Origin of the sequence: Amycolatopsis balhimycina FH 1894 (genome assembly GCF_000384295.1) — a bacterium.
GTDB classification, from domain to species: Bacteria; Actinomycetota; Actinomycetes; order Mycobacteriales; family Pseudonocardiaceae; genus Amycolatopsis; species Amycolatopsis balhimycina.
Window position 1 is genome coordinate 9,465,722 of the sequence record NZ_KB913037.1, and the last position, 17,592, is coordinate 9,483,313.

Consider the following 17,592-nt stretch of genomic DNA (forward strand, 5'->3'; position numbering starts at 1 on the left):
GCCGCCGCTCCGCAGGGTTGTCCCTGTAGCTGCGGGGGCGGCGGCGCTGCGACCATGGCGGGATGGTTCCCCGGGTCCTGATCGTGGACGACCACGCCGCGTTCCGGTCGTTCGCCCACCGTGTCCTGGTGGCCGACGGGCTGGTCGTGGTCGGCGAGGCGGCCGACGGCGCGGCGGCGATCGCGGCCGCGCCCCGGCTGCGTCCCGACGTGGTCCTGCTGGACGTGGGCCTGCCCGACATGGACGGCTTCGCCGTCGCCGCGGCGCTGGACGCGCAGGACGAAGCGCCCGCCGTGGTCCTGGTGTCCAGCCGCTCCCGGGACGACTACGGGTCGCTCGTCGACGCCAGCAGCGCCGTCGGGTTCATCGCGAAGTCCGCGTTGAGCGGCGACCTCGTCCGGCGGCTCCTGGAGCCCGGCAGGTGACGACGTCCAAGCCGGAATGCGCCCGGATCGTCGACGCCGCGGACGAATTCCGGCGCGGGCTCGAACGGCAGTTGCACGACGGCGCCCAGCAGCGCCTCGCTTCCGCCGTGCTGGCCTTGGGCCTGGCCGGCCGGACGCTCACCGGTGACGCGGCCGTACTCGTCGCCGAAGCGAGGGAAGAACTGGGCCTGGCCATGGCAGAGTTGCGGGAACTGGCCCGCGACATCTACCCGGTGCTGCTGGCCGAAGCCGGTTTGGGGCCGGCGCTCGCCTCGCTCACCGACCGGTGCCCGGTGCCTGCCGTGGTCTCGGCCGTGCCCGGCGGGCGGCTCCCTCCGACGGTGGAACGGACCTGCTATTTCGTGGTGTTCGAAGCGTTGAAGAACGTGGCCGGGCACTCGTCCGCCACCCGGGCCGAGGTCGTGGTCCGCGAGCAAGGAGGTCAGGTGAGCGTCGAAGTGAGCGACGACGGTGCCGGGGGCGCCGACCCGGGCGGGCCGGGCCTGAGCGGGCTGGCCGACCGCGTGGCCGCCCACGGGGGCCGGCTTCGGGTGGAGAGCCCCCGCGGCGGCGGCACTCGAGTGCGGGCCGACGTGCCATGCGGGTGATGATCGCGGACGACGCGGTCCTCTTCCGCGAAGGCGTGGCGCGGGTGCTCGCCGAAGCCGGGTTCGACGTCGTGGCGCAGGTCGGCGACGCCGCGTCCTTGCTCCACCGGGTGCGCGAGGATCCACCGGACGCCGTCGTCGTCGACATCCGGATGCCGCCGACCCACACCACCGAGGGCCTGGACGCGGCCAGGGACCTGCAGGAGCGGCACCCGTCGGTCGGCGTGCTGGTGCTGTCGGCCCACGTCGAACCGCACTACGCGCTGCAGCTGATCGAATCCGGCGCGCGCGGCACCGGTTACCTGCTCAAGGAACGCGTCGCCGACCTCGACGAGCTGACCGACGCCGTCCGCCGGGTCGCGGCCGGCGGGCTGGTCATCGACCCGTCCGTGGTCGCGCAGCTGGTCGGGCGCCAACGCACCCGCAGCCCGCTCGACGAGCTGACCGACCGCGAGCGGGATGTGCTGAAGGTGATGGCCGAAGGACGCTCCAACCAGGCCATCTGCCAGCGGCTCTACCTGAGCCAGAAAACCGTGGAGGCCTACGTGCGCTCGGTGTTCACCAAGCTCGGGCTGCACCAGGGCGCGGACGACAACCGGCGGGTCCTCGCGGTGCTCACCTACTTGCGCGGCTGACCGAAGCCGGACGTGAAGGCCACCTTGAGGAAGTTCAAGTTCCTCAAGGTGGCCTTCACGGCGTTGCCCCGGCTCAGGCGTCCCGGCGCTTGGCCACCGCGATTGCGATCGCGATCAGGACACCGCTGACCGCCGCGAAGTAGCCCATCGCCACCCACGGCTGTTCGGTCAGCGCCGCGCCGTCCGCGGGACGGCCGCTGAGCAGGAACTGCTTGGCGGCCTGGAACGGCAGCCAGCGGGCCGCCGATTCGAACCCGGGGATCATGGCGAGCAGCGACTCGACCATCATCGCCCAGGTCAGCACCAGCGCCACCGCGCCCGCGGTGTGCCGGACCAGGATGCCCACCGCGACGGCGAACACCGCGGCCACCAGGTAGACCAGGCCGACCCCGCCGACCTGACGCCATTCGGCAGGCCCGTGCAACGCGAGGTCGCTGCCCGGCATCAGGACCAGGCCCAGCGCCCAGCTGCCGAAGGCGGCGAGCAGACCGACCAGCCCGGCGGCGAGCCCGACGACCAGCGTCTTGGCCAGCAGCACCGCGCCGCGGGCCGGCGCGGCCAGGAACGTCGTCCTGATCATGCCGACGGAGTACTCGGTGGTCACCGCGAGTGTCGCCATCACCATGACCACGGCCAAGCCCAGGCCGTAGCCGAGCTGGGTCGAGGGAACGCCGGAGAACCCGGTTTCCTGGTTGCCCGCCATGGAAATCGAGTCCACGCCGATGGTGGCGACGACGCCGAACGCGGCGCACCACCACGGCGACCTGATCGACGTCAGCTTGATCCGTTCGGCTGCGATGAGGGACATGGTGGTCACCTTCCCGCCGCGGCGAGCACCGCGGAGTCGTTCCGGTCGACGGCGGATCCGCCGGCGCTGTACTCGACGTCGTGCCCGGTGATGTGCATGAACGCCTCTTCGAGCGAGCCGCGCTGCAGGGCCAGCTCGTGCAGCACCACCCCGGCGCCCGCGGCCAGCTCGCCGATCCGGGCGATGCCGGTGCCGGTGACGACCAGCGACGCGTCGTCGCCGGGCTCGGCTCGCACGTCGATTCCTTGGCGCATCAGCACTTCCGCCAGCTCCAGCAGCTGGGGGCTGCGCACCCGCACGGTCGAGGTGACGGCGCCCTCGACGAACTCGGCGGTCGAGCTCTCGGCGATCAACCTGCCCCGCCCGATGACGACCAGGTCGGTCGCGGTGAGGGCCATCTCGGGGAGCAGGTGGCTGGACACCAGCACGCTGCGTCCTTCGGCGGCGAGGTCCCGCATGAACCGGCGGATCCAGACGATGCCCTCCGGGTCCAGTCCGTTGACCGGCTCGTCGAACAGCAGGACCCCCGGATCGCCGAGCAGTGCACCGGCGATGCCGAGCCGCTGGGACATACCCAGCGAGAACGTGCCGGCCCGGCGGTCGGCGACCGCGGTCAGCCCGACCTGGTCGAGCACCTCGTCCACCCGGGCGGCCGGCAACCGGTTCGACCGGGCGAGCCAGCGCAGGTGGGCGCGGGCCGACCGGTGGGGGTGCACCCACTTCGCGTCGAGCAGCGCACCGACCTCCCGCAGCGGGTGCGGCAGGTCCTCGTACGGTCTGCCCCCGATCAGGGCGTGCCCCGACGTCGGCCGGTCCAGCCCGAGGATCATCCGCATGGTCGTCGACTTGCCGGCGCCGTTCGGGCCGAGGAAGCCGGTGACCCGGCCGGGCTGGACGGTGAAGGACAGGTCGTCGACGGCGAGCGTCGGGCCGTAGCGCTTGGTGAGTCCGCGGGTTTCGATCATGAGTTCCTCCTCGTGGCGTTGCCGAGATGCCACTGTGGCCGCCGCGCCCACCGCGTCGGCAGCGGGAAAACCCTGGCGGTCACGGGGAAAACCCTCGCCGGTCGCCGGGGGCCGCCCGCTACCGCCCGGACACCGGCCGGCGCATCGTCGACGGGACCGCACGGCCGACTCCAGGAGGCACCGATGTCAATCTCCGCGTGGACCCGCCGCCACCGCCTCACCGTGTTCTTCGGTCTCGCCTTCGCCGTTTCCTGGTGGGCTTGGCCGTTCTACGTCGCCGGCATCGCTCCGACGCCGTTCTTCGCCTGCGGACCCGTGCTCGCGGCGATCGCCGTCATCGCCGTCGCCGACGGCCGGGCCGGCTACCGCGACCTGTTCGCGCGGCTGACCCACTGGCGGGTCGGCTGGACCTGGTGGGCCGTCGCCGTCGCCGGCCCCCTGGCCGTGCTGGCCGTCGCGGTGGTGGCGAACGTGACGATTTGGCAGGCTCCCGCCCCTGACTTCGGCAGTCTCGCCTGGGCCGACATCGGGCTGTTCGCCGCGTTGCGGTTCGTCAACCCGCTCGACGGGCCGATCGGCGAAGAGCCGGGCTGGCGGGCCTACGCCCTGCCGCGCCTGCAGGCGAAGTGGTCCCCGCTCCGCGCCGGCGCCACCCTCGGCGTGGTGGTGGCGCTGTGGCACCTGCCGCTGGTCACCTCGGGCATGCTCGCACCGTTCGGTCTCGCCGTCACCTTCGCGATCACGCTGGTCTACGTGTGGCTGGTCAACCGCACCGGCGGCAGCGCGCTGATGGCCGTGGTCTTCCACGTGACGCAGGGCGCGGTCAGCTCCGCCGCCCTCGGCTTCACCGGTGCCGACGCCGACCGGATGGGCTGGCTCACCGGCGTGCTGTGGTGCGTGATCGCCGTGGGCCTGGTGACCACCGACCGCGCAGCTTGGCGCACCGCCTCCGGATCGGCCGTCACCCGGCCGTCCCGCGGGCGCGCCCGCGTCTGAGCTGTTCGGGGCCAGAGCATCCCGGCAGGATGCTCGTCCGCCGGTTCCACGCCGAGACCGGGCAGCCTCCAGCGCCGGAGTGCGCGCCGGTGCGGAAACAGCTTGCGCGGCATCCGCTGATGAGCGAACTCGGCGCATCCGCGGGCTGACGTGCCGGCCGGAGACTAGCGCCGTGGGTTGCCGCGGCTGGCGAAGTCCGTTGCCAGCAAAGCGGTTGTGGTGGCGGTGGCGATCTCGGCGCCGCGCCGGAGGTCGCCACCGCTCTCGACCAGGTCGGCCGTCAGCTCGTTGAGACCGCCCGAGATGATCAGCGCCAGGTGTCGCGGCGCGGGGCCGAGTCCTGAGCGGCGGAACTCTTCGTTGTCCGACAGGTCGTGGATGAGGTCGACGAAGGCGTCGTTCGACTTGCGGATCACTTCCTCGGCGACGGCGCCTGGCCGCGATCGGCCGCGTCCAGCCATCATGCGGTCGCCGAAGACCTGTCCGCGGCGGGTGCCGAGGTGAGTCTCGCGCAGTTCGTCCATGAAGGCTTCCCACAGCGGGGGACCGCCGGCGGTGAGCACTTCCGCGCGGGCCGCGTAGGCGTCGGCGACGGGCAGGTGCCGCACTCCCCAGGCGCTGAGCTGCACGAGCACCGGGACGAGGTCGACCGCGCGTTCGGTCAGGCTGTAGGTGACCTTCTGCTTGTGCGACGCGTCCCCGGCCCGGGTGAGCAGCCCGTGTTCGACGAGCGCGGCCAGCCGGTCGGCCAGCCGGTCGGCCAGCACGTTCGACGAGATCCGTTCCGCACCGCCGAGCAGCTCCCGGAAGTGCCGCGCCCCGCCGAAAACGACGTCACGCAGGACGAGCAGCGTCCACCGGTCGCCGAAGATCTCCAGCGACAGGTTGATCGGACACCGCGACCGGGCTTCCTTCACCGCTCTCACCTCGAAACTGGTTGCGTTACGAGAGCGGTAGTACCCCGGAACGACCGGCGCCAAACCCCGCCGAAGCCGTCCAGCACCGGGGTGGCCCAGCGCGGCCACGAAGTTGCCGTCGCTCACGCCGCCGACCGAACATTCCCGCAGCGTGACGCCCAGTTCCGCGGCCTCGTCGCGGGCCAGTTCGTACAGCTGCGCGATGGGGTCCGGCCGTTCCTCACCGGGCCCTGTTCATGGTGTGTCCCCGTCGGACGAATAGCACACCTTCAGTGACCGGAGGGCCTCTCCTGCCGGCTGGTTGTCTATCTGCGAAACGAGATTCTCAAAGAATGGACAAACCGGCGCATGACGAAGAACCCTTTCTCTTCGTATGTAGGGTTCTAATGCTTCCCACGCGCGTCGAGTTCGAAAATGAAAGACTGCTATGACAATACGGGGGGCCACTAATTTGAGAGTGGAGATCATCCTGATATAATCGTAAGTGAATGCAACATTGCGCACCGAAGAGCGAGCGGGCTCCGGCAGGCTGTCGATCCCCTGATCCGGTCCGTGATCCAGTGCAAGTTGGGTCAGTACATACCTTTGATCATTCTGGAACTCTTTATCCCTGATATTGTGCATTGCCACCTCGAGAACCATCTTCAGCTCACTTGCGGATCGCGTGCTCCGGAGTTGCCTGAACGTGGCGAACACGGATACGGCTAACGCTGTGACCGAGATGAAAAAAGAGACAGTCGCATACATGAGCATCCCTCCGGAACTTCCATGAACGAGCCGTCACGGAGTGCCCCTGCCCGGACGCCGGTCCCGCAGCCCGATATTCAGGGCATGGCCGAGTCGTGGCGCCTCCAGTCTGAAGTAGTTCCACATGAACAAGGCAAAAAGCGCGACATCCGCAACCGTGATGATTATCGATATCGGCACAGAGTTTGCGTAGGTCCATCCGAGTCCGATGGCAACGAAGGTCGGTACAACCACAAGAACGAGCATCGGGATGTGGTACGGCATGAATGTCTGTTTGAAACGCGAGGACCTGCTGCCCTCGAACGTATGCCAACAGGCGGAGTCGGGTGCCAGATGGTTCAGTTTCGGTTCCACCACTTCCCGCAGATAGCCGACGATGCGGTCAATCTGCGAACTGATGTAGGTGGCGATATTGCTGAACATGATACTGACTATCGGCGCGAGCAGGAGCAGTACCCCACTTTTGCGTTCAACTCCCACGGCGGTCGCCGCGAGGGTAAGAGTCAGCGCTGATATTCGAAAAGTGACGCGATGGTCCATCTTCTTCGCTATCTCATCGCGCAATGCCTTGTATTCCACAAGGACGATATCCCGCACCATCGCGTCGTCCGAATCACCCGCATTCTCGACGGAATCGACAAAATTCATACTTGTCTCCTCATCGCCGTTGGCCTGTCCGTCAACGGTATCGCTACAGATATCTCGCCGTGAACTGCGGACTGATTCCTCGCTTGGCAAGCCGTGTTCGTGCTCAGCACGTAGCTTGTGCCACGCAAGGGTCGAGGACCCGGAGATGGCTCCACACGTGGGCCAGCCACCACTGGTCCGGGTCGGGGTCATGGGGGTTGAAGAACTTGCCGACGTAGTCGTAGGTGCCGTCGTGGCTCCACAGCTCCCAGTTGGTCTGCCCGTACGCGAGCCAAGGATCCGACTGGCCGAGCGACGTGTACTGATTGCCGGCCTCGGCCTCGATCGAGAACAGTCCGCCGGCTCCGGTGTCGCCCAGATACATACCGTACTCGGCCATGGCTCGCAGGAACACCTTGTGCCATGGGAGAACCGGCAGGGCATCGATCTGCGTCGGCGTCAGATCCAGCTGGAACAGGGCACCCATCGGCGGTGCGTCAACCGTCGGTTTGCCGATCGTGGCGCAGCTCCGGCCGCTGCGTTTGGCCGGATACACGGCTGTGCCGCTATCGCAGTCGACGACGATGGTCAGTGCGTGCTCGATCCGGCCTGCCTGGAGCTCTTCGACCCGGACGCGTCCAGCCAGTCCGCCCAGGTGCGCCGCGGTGCCGTTCCCCGGCGTGGTCGGCTCGCAGTTGCGGCCGTCGGCGGCCAGGCCATCGCAGTCGCCGGTGACCCGGGTGCGGCCCCCGTAGGTGAAGGTCAACGTCCCTCCGGCCGGCGGTACCGTGGAACCCTGAACCTGCCACAGGTCGTACTCCCATCCAGTCGCCTGGTCCACGACGGTCAAGTGGCGATCCGCCGCCACAGGTGCCGCCCATCCACCTTCGGGTGCCGCCGTCGCCGGTATCCGGATCTGGTGCCCCTCGATGGCGCACGGCTGCCACACGCAGTGCAGTGTGACCGGCCGGTCGGTGATCCGCGGGTAATAAGTGGGTTCACCACCGGTTCCGGCGGGCCCGGCGGAAAGGTTTCCCGGATGGTTGTCTCGGGAGATGTCACCCAATACTCGAGCGACGATAGCGGCTGACGAGGTCTCGCTGTCATGGACCGGGCGTGGGTTGGCCGGCAGCTTACGGTTCAGGGGACTCGTCGAGCCGTACGGTCGCCAACACGCGGGCGGCCAGGCCCCGGGCCCGAAACCACCGAAAGCGGGTGCGCATGCCTCATGGGTGATGACCGCGTACGCAACACGGACGTTGGTATCTCCACCGTTGACCGACGTGAAGCGCAGCCGCAGGTCCTCGACCGCGGCCTGGTTCAGGCCCGAGAGCGGCGGTCCGGTCAAGGACCGCCATTGGAAGCCCGAGCCCGGCGGGACTGTCGATGTGGCGAGCACGGTAGTTGCTTGGACGACCTCCACCCGCAACGTGGTCCCTGGCCCGGTGTTCGCGAAGTACCACGAGGTGACCTGGGCGAAGCCACCTTTGAGGTCGGTGCTCGACAAGCTCACCTCGCTGCTGCGACCGGGATCGCGGGCGTAGATGTAGTCACCGGCGGGTACCGGTGCCGGTTGGGTGACGTCATCATCGAGGGCAGCCGCGGCCGAGCCCGGTGTGCCACCGAGCCAAGCGCGTGCGATGTCACCGTCCGGACGCAACACCGAAGAGGCGCTCGTGTCACTGTGCGCTGCCGGCGCCGGCGCGGCCGCACTGGCGGCTGCCGGCACCAAGCTCACCGTCAGCACGGCGGCGGCCCATGCCACCGCGAGCCGGGACGGAACGCACGCGCCCGGCCGAACCCACGTTCGTCGTCTACTTGTCACGAGGTTTCTCCCTGAACGTTGTTCTGCAATTCGACGGGACTGTGCCGATCATCGTGGCCTGACGAGCTGGAATTGATCTGAATCCCGGACAAGGAAGTCTGAAACATGCTGCATGTGCCGGTCGTCCTCGGTACGCTGCGCGATGACCGGGCGAACGTGTCTTGTGCGGGCCCGGTCGAAGCACTCGAACCACGAGCCGGCGGCGCGGGAGAGTTCATGGTGGGTGAAAGACCGGGTTTCCGGGTACTTGGCCAACTGACCATCTCTCGTGAGCGTCAGCCGATTGCGATCAACGGCACCAAGCCGCGAGCGGTGCTGGCGTATCTGTTGATCAATCGGGGAAAGCCGGTCACCACCACCGCGCTCGTCAACGAGCTGTGGCGCGACCAGCCACCGGCTACACCGAACAACACGGTGCAGACCTACATCCGGCAGCTGCGGGACATGCTCGAACCGGACCGCCGTTCAGGGTGGGAATGCCAGATCCTGCGCACCGTTCCCGGCGGCTACCAGCTTGACATCCAACCGGGCGACGTCGACAGCGCCGTTTTCGAACAATTGCTTGAGCAGGGACGTCAAGCGCTGCGGGAAAGCAGATCGGAGAACGCAAGAGAACTGCTGCGGTCCGGACTCGCAATGTGGCGCGGGGCTGCCTTCGTCGGGCTCCACGAGTTCGCCACGGCCGCCCAGGAGGCGATCCGGCTGGAGCAGCTGCGTCTGGACGCGATCGAGCTTCGCGTCCAGTCCGACCTCGAACTCGGCCGCCACGAAGAAGTCGTCGACGAGCTGGCCGAACTGGTCCGCCGGCACCCCGTCCGCGAATCCCTCGTTGGTCATCTGATGCTCGCCCTGTACCGATGTGGGCGGCAGAGCGAGTCGCTCGCCGCGTACAAGGCGACCCGTGAACGACTGAGCGACGAACTCGGTGTCGATCCCCATGTCTCTCTGCAGGAGTTGCATCAGCAGGTGCTGCGCCAAGCCCCCGCGCTCCACCAAGCACGGCAGGATCAGGCCCGGACACCGGCGGAGAAGCCGTACAAGCCGGCAAACGATACGAAATCAAGGCGGCGTATCGGTCACCGTGCTGTGACCGCCGCAGCGCTGACATTGGTCTTCGTTGCGATGGCCTGCATCGTGGTTCTGCGGAACTGGTCCGACACCGGCCACACTCCCGGCACACCATCGCCTTCCCAGCCCCCAGCATCGGCGATCTTCAATGAGTTCGACCTGGCCGTGCGGCCGGGCATGGGCTACGACCTCGACATACCGCCCGGCCGGCCCACGGACTGGCACTCGACCAATAACCCGAGATCGCCCGACTACAGCTACCTTGACCTCTATCGGACCAGCGCCAAAGCACCCCGAGACCAGCTCAGCGGCGTCGACCTCGGCAACACCAACGAATTCAACGTGATCCAGCAGGTCAACAACGACGACCCGATCACAACCTGCCGGAGCTTGGCAACCCACGGCGGCGGCAACGCACCGCTCGAACTTCTCAGGCCAGGATCAAGGGTGTGTCTGCGGACTCATGAGGACCGGTGGGCAATGCTGACCATCACCAAAATGCCTTCCGATCGGTCCGCAATAGTTCTGCTCCGCGTCACTGTGCTGCAGAAGTAGATCACAGAGCGGGCTTGTCGAGGGCCGTCTCAGGAGTCGAAGCCGATGTTCGCGCCCCGCTCGACCGGCGCCGGGGGAAGAGTCCTGCCGTTGCGGCTTTCGTCGACGTCGAGCATCGGAGAAGCGGGGCTGCCCCTGGTAGTGTCGATCATCGTGTTCACTCCGGAGCAGCGAGAACAGTTGCGTGACAGCCTCATCTCGGCGGCACGGCAGGACACGCGGATCGTGGCCGCGGCCTTGACCGGATCGGCGGCGCTCGGACGTCAGGACGAATGGTCCGACATCGATCTGGCGTTGTCGGTGGCCCGGGACGCGGACTACCAGCAGGTAGTCGCCGACTGGACTGACCGGATGACCGGCCACGACGTGGTCACGCACCTGGACATGCCGCTGGGTGACGCGCTGTTTCGGGTATTCCTGCTGCGGAACACCTTGCAGGTCGACCTCTCGTTCTGGCCGGAGGCCGAGTTCGGCGCGACCGGGCCGAAGTTCCGGCTGCTGTTCGGGGCTGCGGAGGAACAGGAGCAGGTGCGGCCGCCCGCGGCGGAGTGGTTGATCGGCATGGGCTGGCTCTACGCCCTGCACGCGCGGTCGAGCATCGCCCGGGGCCGGGTGTGGCAAGCCGGCTACATGATCAACGGCATGCGTGAGCAGGCTTTCGCCCTCGCGTGCCTGCGGTACGAGCTGCCCGCGGTGCAGGCTCGGGGTACGGACGACCTGCCTGCCGAGGTCACGGCCTCGTTTTCCGGAACGCTCGTCCGGTCGCTGGACTCAGCCGAGCTCCACCGCGCCTTCGCCGCCACCGCTGAAGCGCTGCTGGCGGAGGCAGTGCTCGCCGACCCCGACCTGGCCGACCGGATCGGCGCGACCCTGCGCGAGCTGGCGGCGGTCGGCGCCGGTTGATCCGGCTCGCGGTCCGTACTCTGGGTTCGCCGCAAGCATCCTGCGCACGCTGTCATTGCCATCGGCCGCCGTGTTCGCCCTTACGAACAGACGCCGGCGCCGAGGCCGCTCGGTTCGAGGTCTGCGGACTGACCCTGAGAGCTGTCGAACACCAGCGACTCCTGCGCAGGGGACTTGAAGGTGAGCGTGTCGACGCCGGCGCCGTCTGGGCTTCCTCAGCTACCTTGGGTTGCTGCTGGTCATGGTGGTACGTTCCCGCAGCTTCGGCGTCGACTGGTTTCTCCACGGCTGGCGCCGGGAACCGCTCCCGGGCGAGTGCATCCCGGACGGCGTCCGCGACACCGGTGCACCTATGTCGCGCCCCGACCCCAGGCTGCCCTCGTGAACGTCGCCTCGCGCACGAGTTCGCGCGGGATGGCTCAGGGACGGTTCGGGGTCAGAGCCTCCCCGTGTCAGGGTGGCGTTCGACGGGAAGGCGTTGCGGCCGTCGGGTCGGCGTGGTTTGGCCGACTCTGGTAGTGATCCCAAGAGCGATCGTCGGCCCTGCCGTGAGCAGCGCCTTTGACATCGCTGGCTAACGACACTAGCTTAAGGCTATTCACGTTAGCCAACCTGATGGAGAGCGCCATGACCGAGCACCTGACCATCGCCGGCAACACCATCGCCTACGACGTGGCCGGGCAGGGGCCCCTCGTCGTGCTGGCGCACGGCATCGGCGACAGCCGCCACTCCTACCGGTTCCTCGCCCCGGCCCTGGCCGCGAAGGGCTACCGGGTCGCCAACGTTGACATCCGCGGTTGCGGTGATTCGAGCCTTGGCTGGGATGGCTACAGCCGCACCGACATCGCCGGCGACCTGGTCGCCCTCGTCCGCCACCTCGGCGGGCCTGCCGTGATCATCGGCCAGTCGATCAGCGGAGGTGCTGCGACGATCGCGGCCGCCACCGCGCCGGACGTGATCGCCGGCATCGTCGAACTGGCGCCGTTCACCCGCGCGCAGCCGTTCGACCTCGGCGGACTGGTGCGGGTCAAGCGCTTCCGGGCCGGTTACACCCAGATGGCGCTGGTCATCATGCGCGGAAAGCTGAAGAACTGGACGAAGTACCTGGACGTGGCGCTGCCGGCCAAGCCCGCCGATTGGGGCAATGAATTGGCCCGTATCGAGGCGAAGTTGAGCGAGCCCGGCCGGATGGAGGTCCTGCAGGCCATGTGCAAGACCAGCCCGGCCGATGCCGGTGAGCAGCTGGCCAACGTCAAGTGCCCGGTCCTGATCATCGAGGGCAGCGCCGACCCCGACTGGGCAGATCCCCGCGTCGAGGGCGAGAAGATCATCGCCGACCTGCCGCGGGACCTTGGCGAACTGGCGGTCATCACGGGCGCCGGGCACTACCCGCACGTCCAGATGCCCGATCAGGTCGTCGCACTCACCCTGCCGTTCCTGGAGAGGACGCTGGATCGTGCCTAGGGCCGGGCTCACTCCGGCAATGGTCACCGAGGCCGGTGCCGCAGTGGCCGACGAGGTCGGGTTCGCCCAGCTCAGCATCGGCCTGGTCGCCGAGCGGCTCGGAGTCAGGACCCCCTCGCTCTACAAGCACGTCGCCAGCCAGGCCGATCTCGTTCACCGCATCGCCGTCCAGGCCGCGAACGAGCTCGCCGACGCCATCCGCGACGCGACCCAGGGCCGGGCAGGCGGTGACGCCTTCACCGCCGGTGCGCAGGCGATGCGGATGTATGTGAGGAAGCACCCCGGTCGGTACGCGGCGGGCAACGCAGCCCGCCCGACCGGGCCCGATGACCCGCTCATCGCGGCGCTCGACCGGGTGCTCGCCTCCTGGGCGGCGATGGTGCGCGGGTACGGGATCGATCCGGGCCAGAAGATCCACGTTCTGCGGATGGTGCGCACCATGCTCCACGGGTTCGCGACACTGGAGGTCGCCAACGGCTTCCGGATCGACGCCGACGTCGAGGACAGCTTCGCCTGGATGGTTGACTTCATCGACCACGGCCTGCGGTCCTTGGACGAACCTCGGTGATCCGCCGACGTCGGTGACGTGCCGTTGACAGCCTGCCCCAGCGGTGACGCCCTCCGGGCAACCACCTCCACTCCCTTCTCGACGCCCCGATCGCGGGACCACCGGGTCGATCGGCGATCACTCTGTTCCACAACCCTTCCCGACAGGAGCTGCGAGGTCCGTGAGCGACCCGAACATCGTCGACGAACCCGAGGACACCAGGATCGAACGGCACGCCAGTTGGGCCGAACTCTTCTTCGACCTGGTGGTCGTGGCAGGCGTGGCAGCTCTGGCGCACGTGCTCGGATCCGAACTGGACCTCGCGGCGCTCGGCCTCTACGCACTGCTGTTCCTGGCCTTCTGGCTTTCGTGGACGACTTTCATGCTGTACGGCAACGTCGCGGCCGGGAAGACCCGGGTCGTACGGCTGATGATCGGGATGTTCGGCCTCGGGATGATGATCGCGTCCGTGCCCGGCGTGGCGCACTCGGTGCTCGGGCACGAGGGGGACACGCGCCCGCTGACCGTCTTCGCCATCGCCTACATCGCCACGCGCGTTTACGGGTCCCAGTCGTGGCGCAAAGGCGAAGTGCTGCTGGACTTCCCGGTGGCGCAAGTCTCGACAGGTCTGCTGCCCTGGGCCGCGTCGATCTGGGTCGACGGGCAGTGGAAGCTCGTGCTCTGGGCGGCGGGGATCGGCATCGACCTGCTGCTGGTCCTGGTCGTGTCCGGCGCCAAGATCCTCGAGCAGCTCCAGTCGAGGTTCACCGCGCGAGCCACCACTCGACGCCGGCCGCGGCCCGATGTTCACCACAACGGGGCCGTGCCGGTGATCCACGGGGTGTCCGTCGACCCGGCGCACTTCTCCGAGCGGCTCGGGCTCTTCGTGATCATCGTGCTCGGCGAATCGGTGGTGCAGGTCATCGGCGCCGCAGCCGAAGCACACTACGACCTCGGCCTGCTGGCCACCGGAGTCGCATCTTTCGTGTTGCTGGCAGGCATGTTCGGTTTGTCCGTCGTCTTCGGGTACGCAGGCTTGCCGCACCTCCGAGGCGGCCGCATCCCCGCGCGCGCCGCCCTTGGCCTGCACTGCCTGATCACCGGCGTCATCGCCACGGTGGCCGTGTCGCTCTCGTCGGTGGTCGAGCACGGCTCCGATCCGCTGCCCGGTCCAGGACGATGGCTGCTGTGCGGCGCGCTCGCGGCCTACTTCGCCCTCGGCGTGGTCACCGGTGTGGCCAGCCGCAGTTCCGATCTGCAGAGGACGGTCTCGCGAATCATCACCGGCGTCGCGGTTCCGCTCCTGCTCGGCCTGCTCGCCACCAACGTCAGCGGTCGGACATTGGTGGTCTGCATGGCACTGGTGGTGGTCGCCCACCTCTGGTTCGAACGGCGATTGGCACCGATCCGAGGCTAGGACCGGCCGCCGGACATGATCGGCGCCCGCCGCGTGCCGGGTAAGCGGCGATCCCGCTCACGGACTACCCGGCCCGTCCGCATCGCCACCTGAGCTACCTCCTCGTCGGCGCGTAACAGACCGCTCGGTTTGGCGACTTAACCTGGGTGAACGGTCGTTGGGCGGCGCTGGCGCGCAGGGATCGGGTCATCCGGCTCGGCCCGGAGGCTCTGACGTACGAGGGTGTGGCGCTCACGTATCGCGACGGCGATCGAGCGGTTGCCGAGGTGTGGCTACCTCAAGGCACCGAGTCGTCGTACGCCGACGACGAGCAGCTGATCGTGCAGCTTCGCCGAGCGTTCCTGTGGTGTGGGGGTGCGGCTGCGGAACCCCCGGTACCTCCCCCCGCCGGGGGCCTCCGCCGTCGTTCGGTCGGGCCTGCAGTCATCTCAGAGGCCCTGACCAGCGTTTTCGATGTGTGCGTCAGTTCAGGACCAGGACGCCATCCGGCGCGTACCTTCCGGCTGTGTCAAGCGATAGCCCAGCGAAGTTGCGACGTGCTTGACGGCTTGCCCCATGCGCAGGCTCCGAATCAGACCGGCACGCCGTAGTGCCGCGGCATGCCGGCTGGCTGCGGCGTCCGACACGCCGAGCGTCGCGGCCAGTTGCCGTCCGGTGACCCCGCCGGACCTGACGATCGCCTCGAGCGTTTCCGCTCGGCCGGCGCCCAGCAGGGACCTCAGCGCGCCCCGCTGGCCCGGCTCGGTCCGCGGCGGCGGGCCGGCGGGGACCCGGACGGTGAGGTGATCACCGGTGGGCTCGCCCAGGGTCACCCGCCGGCTCAGGGCTACGGGCTGGATCCGTAGCGGACGCTCGCCGAGCTCGAGGTCGGCGTCGAAGGTCGTGGGCACCTCCAGGACGCCGCGACGGAGCCTGATGCCGTGTCCGAGCTGGTGGAGCAGCGCCGCTGCGCCGCTGGTGGCGTAGAGGTGCGACCACCCGGCCGCGCGGGCCGCGACCGCGGAGCCGATGCCCGGGGAGCCGGGCTCGACGGTGGTGCTGCGCAGGTGGTCAACGGCCTTGTCCAGGACGCGGTGGGCCTGATCGTCGCCCTCGGCGAGGGCTTTGGTGAATGGTGTGGGCAACCGGCGGGCGAACAGATGTGACAGGTATCCGGGGGTGACGCCCTCGGCGAGATCCGGTGAAGTGCTGCGCGAGTAGAGCTGCGCCAGCGGGTCTTGGCGCAGCCCACCGTGGGCATGGGCGAACCCGGCCGCCGTCAGTTCGGCGCCGAAGTCGGGATGCGCGCAGATCCCGACGTTGCCCAGCCCTTCGGACCCCAGGTGAATGCGGATCAAGGTGTCCCCCCGGTGCTCTTGACGCCCCCAGCAGCGCTTTTGTGCGCGCGTGACAAAAGCTACCGGTGTCCGGGGCGCAACGGAAACGATGACGAAGCAGCACCGGGCAACAGCTTCTCGAGGCCCGCTGCTGTCTCCGCGTGTTCACGCGGGCCTACGCGAACGGAGCACCATCGGCATGACCTGTCAGACGAAGAAGCACAGCAACAGCCGGCATTCCCGGGCCGGTGCCCGGACCACGGCCCTGGCGACCATCGCCTTGGCCGCGGGGATCGTGACGGCCGGGCCGGCCTCGGCCGATTCCGGCACGTACTACAACAGCGGCAGCCTGACCCCTGTCTCGACCGGCCTGCTCGGAACCGGGGTCGGGAATCCGCTCACCGGTGAGCAGATGGTCGCCCGGGCCCGCGACTGGGTCGCCCACCAGGTCACCTACAACCAGAGCCAGTCGTTCTCCGACGCCGAGGTCGGTGGCCCCTACCGCACGGACTGCGGCGGCCTGGTCGACATGGCCTGGCAGCTGCCCGCCAGCCCGGTGGTCACCACCCCGGCCCCCGGTATCGACTCCGCCACCTACAGCACCAAGCTCAGCAGCTGGTCGCAGCTGCAGCCCGGCGATGCCCTGGCGGTCGCCGGCGAGCACATCAACCTTTTCGCCGGGTGGACCAACAGCGCCCACACCTCCTTCACCTACATCGCCGAGGACAACCCGAGCGTCAGAACCGGCGAACACAGCGCCGACCTCTCCGACCCCGTCATCGACGGCTACGCCAAGAGCAGCTTCGAGCTGCTGCGCTCCAAGAACTTGGACACCGCCCCCGTGGCCAACACCTCGGCGCAGCTGACCGCGGTCGGCAACGACGGCCACATCTACCACGAGATCCGCAATCCGAACGGCACCTGGAGCGGTTTCCAGCCGCTGCCCGGCTACGCCGGGGCCGCCACGTTCTCGGCGCCGTCCGTGGCCGTGGCCGGGATGCCCGGAGGATCCGCCCAGGTCGTGGCCGTGGGCAACGACGGGAAGGTGTACCACACGATCCGCCGCACCGACGGCACCTGGACCGGCTGGTCCCCGCTGAACTTCACGGCCAAGCGGGTCTCCATCGCCGCGATGCCCGACGGGAGTTCCCAGGTCCTGGCCGAGGCGCCGGACGGCACGCTGTACCACAACGTCCGCTACACGCCCTCCGGCAGCTGGCAGGGCTTCCGGGCGCTCGCGGGCTTCGGTTCGGCCGCCACGTTCCAGGCCGGCTCCGCCGCCGTGGCGGGCATGCCCGACGGCTCCGCGCAGTTCATCGCGGTCGGCAACGACGGTATGACCTACCACAACATCCGCCGCTCGAACGGCACCTGGCAAGGCTGGTCCCCGGTGGGCTTAGCCGCCGGCTCGGTGGGTGTGGCCGGTATGCCGGCGGGCGGCTCCGCGCAGTTCGTCGCGGTTGGCACCGACGGCAAGGTCTGGCACAACATCCGCCGCGCGGACGGCACCTGGCAGGGCTGGTCTGCCCCGGGCTTCGTCGCCAAGGAGGTCTCCATCGCCGCCATCGCCGACGGCTCCGCCCAGGTACTGGCCGAGGCGCCGAACGGGACGGTTTACCACGACATCCGGTACACCTCCGGCACCTGGCAGGGCTTCCGGCCCCTCGCCGGGTATGAAGGCGGCGCCACGTTCCAGGGATCCGCGATCGGAATCAGCGGGTTCCCCTACTGACACCCCGCACTTCGCACGCGCTGGGCAGCCGGCTCAC

The 17,592-nt window shown here is 68.6% G+C and carries 16 protein-coding genes; 10 read left to right on the plus strand and 6 right to left on the minus strand.

The features are described from left to right. Nucleotides 1–62: 62 nt before the first annotated feature. Genes A3CE_RS0143635 through A3CE_RS0143645 form a run of 3 tightly spaced genes read left to right on the plus strand, consistent with a single transcriptional unit; the run spans nt 63 to nt 1,668 of the window. A complete protein-coding gene (locus tag A3CE_RS0143635; RefSeq protein ID WP_020646430.1) occupies nt 63–425 on the plus strand; it encodes a response regulator in 363 nt (120 codons plus the stop codon). Beyond that, a complete protein-coding gene (locus A3CE_RS52630; RefSeq protein WP_020646431.1) occupies nt 422–1,033 on the plus strand; it encodes a sensor histidine kinase in 612 nt (203 codons plus the stop codon). The genes A3CE_RS0143635 and A3CE_RS52630 overlap by 4 nt, the downstream gene beginning before the upstream one ends. Further along, nucleotides 1,024–1,668 (plus strand): response regulator transcription factor, encoded by a 645-nt coding sequence (locus A3CE_RS0143645; RefSeq protein WP_020646432.1) that lies wholly within the window; start codon nt 1,024–1,026, stop codon nt 1,666–1,668. The genes A3CE_RS52630 and A3CE_RS0143645 overlap by 10 nt, the downstream gene beginning before the upstream one ends. A gap of 73 nt (nt 1,669–1,741) precedes the next feature. Here the strand turns inward: A3CE_RS0143645 and A3CE_RS0143650 are convergent, their stop codons facing one another. Both A3CE_RS0143650 and A3CE_RS0143655 read right to left on the minus strand, forming a co-directional pair. Then, complete coding sequence (locus A3CE_RS0143650) at nt 1,742–2,476, minus strand: membrane protein (RefSeq protein ID WP_026469428.1); 735 nt, start codon at nt 2,474–2,476, stop codon at nt 1,742–1,744. A 5-nt stretch (nt 2,477–2,481) separates the two neighbouring features. Continuing rightward, a complete protein-coding gene (locus tag A3CE_RS0143655; RefSeq protein WP_020646434.1) occupies nt 2,482–3,441 on the minus strand; it encodes an ATP-binding cassette domain-containing protein in 960 nt (319 codons plus the stop codon). A gap of 183 nt (nt 3,442–3,624) precedes the next feature. Between A3CE_RS0143655 and A3CE_RS53780 the strand changes: the two genes are divergently transcribed. After that, nucleotides 3,625–4,437, plus strand: coding sequence for a CPBP family intramembrane glutamic endopeptidase (locus A3CE_RS53780; RefSeq protein WP_020646435.1), 813 nt, complete (start codon nt 3,625–3,627; stop codon nt 4,435–4,437). A 164-nt stretch (nt 4,438–4,601) separates the two neighbouring features. Here A3CE_RS53780 and A3CE_RS59680 read toward each other — a convergent pair whose 3' ends face one another. The 3 genes from A3CE_RS59680 to A3CE_RS57020 all read right to left on the minus strand — a co-directional run bounded on the left by A3CE_RS59680 (nt 4,602) and on the right by A3CE_RS57020 (nt 8,475). After that, a complete protein-coding gene (locus tag A3CE_RS59680; RefSeq protein ID WP_020646436.1) occupies nt 4,602–5,354 on the minus strand; it encodes a winged helix-turn-helix transcriptional regulator in 753 nt (250 codons plus the stop codon). A 780-nt stretch (nt 5,355–6,134) separates the two neighbouring features. Then, nucleotides 6,135–6,749: a hypothetical protein gene (locus A3CE_RS0143670; protein ID WP_020646437.1), complete on the minus strand. Its 615-nt coding sequence runs from the start codon at nt 6,747–6,749 to the stop codon at nt 6,135–6,137. Nucleotides 6,750–6,852: 103 nt separating this feature from the next. Then, nucleotides 6,853–8,475, minus strand: coding sequence for a hypothetical protein (locus A3CE_RS57020; protein ID WP_125591359.1), 1,623 nt, complete (start codon nt 8,473–8,475; stop codon nt 6,853–6,855). 183 nt (nt 8,476–8,658) lie between these two features. On the opposite strand from A3CE_RS57020, the gene A3CE_RS55670 reads away from it, so the two are divergent. From A3CE_RS55670 to A3CE_RS0143710, 5 genes are all read left to right on the plus strand, one after another. Then, nucleotides 8,659–10,176 carry an AfsR/SARP family transcriptional regulator gene (locus A3CE_RS55670; RefSeq protein WP_084641975.1) on the plus strand — a complete coding sequence of 506 codons (1,518 nt, stop codon included), beginning with the start codon at nt 8,659–8,661 and terminating at the stop codon, nt 10,174–10,176. 45 nt (nt 10,177–10,221) lie between these two features. Next, nucleotides 10,222–11,079 (plus strand): nucleotidyltransferase domain-containing protein, encoded by an 858-nt coding sequence (locus A3CE_RS0143695; RefSeq protein ID WP_245589693.1) that lies wholly within the window; start codon nt 10,222–10,224, stop codon nt 11,077–11,079. A gap of 627 nt (nt 11,080–11,706) precedes the next feature. Beyond that, complete coding sequence (locus tag A3CE_RS0143700; protein ID WP_020646443.1) at nt 11,707–12,543, plus strand: alpha/beta fold hydrolase; 837 nt, start codon at nt 11,707–11,709, stop codon at nt 12,541–12,543. 19 nt (nt 12,544–12,562) lie between these two features. Further along, on the plus strand, nt 12,563–13,111 hold the full coding sequence (locus A3CE_RS0143705) for a TetR/AcrR family transcriptional regulator (protein WP_020646444.1): 549 nt from the start codon (nt 12,563–12,565) through the stop codon (nt 13,109–13,111). Between the two features lie 160 nt (nt 13,112–13,271). Beyond that, the gene (locus A3CE_RS0143710) at nt 13,272–14,507 is read left to right on the plus strand and encodes a low temperature requirement protein A (protein ID WP_020646445.1); all 1,236 of its coding nucleotides are present in this window, start codon (nt 13,272–13,274) and stop codon (nt 14,505–14,507) included. 467 nt (nt 14,508–14,974) lie between these two features. Here the strand turns inward: A3CE_RS0143710 and A3CE_RS0143715 are convergent, their stop codons facing one another. Further along, complete coding sequence (locus tag A3CE_RS0143715; RefSeq protein WP_020646446.1) at nt 14,975–15,844, minus strand: MarR family transcriptional regulator; 870 nt, start codon at nt 15,842–15,844, stop codon at nt 14,975–14,977. A gap of 178 nt (nt 15,845–16,022) precedes the next feature. Here A3CE_RS0143715 and A3CE_RS0143720 point away from each other — a divergent pair, with 178 nt between their 5' ends. Then, a complete protein-coding gene (locus tag A3CE_RS0143720; RefSeq protein WP_020646447.1) occupies nt 16,023–17,555 on the plus strand; it encodes a DUF8189 domain-containing protein in 1,533 nt (510 codons plus the stop codon). Nucleotides 17,556–17,592: the final 37 nt, after the last annotated feature.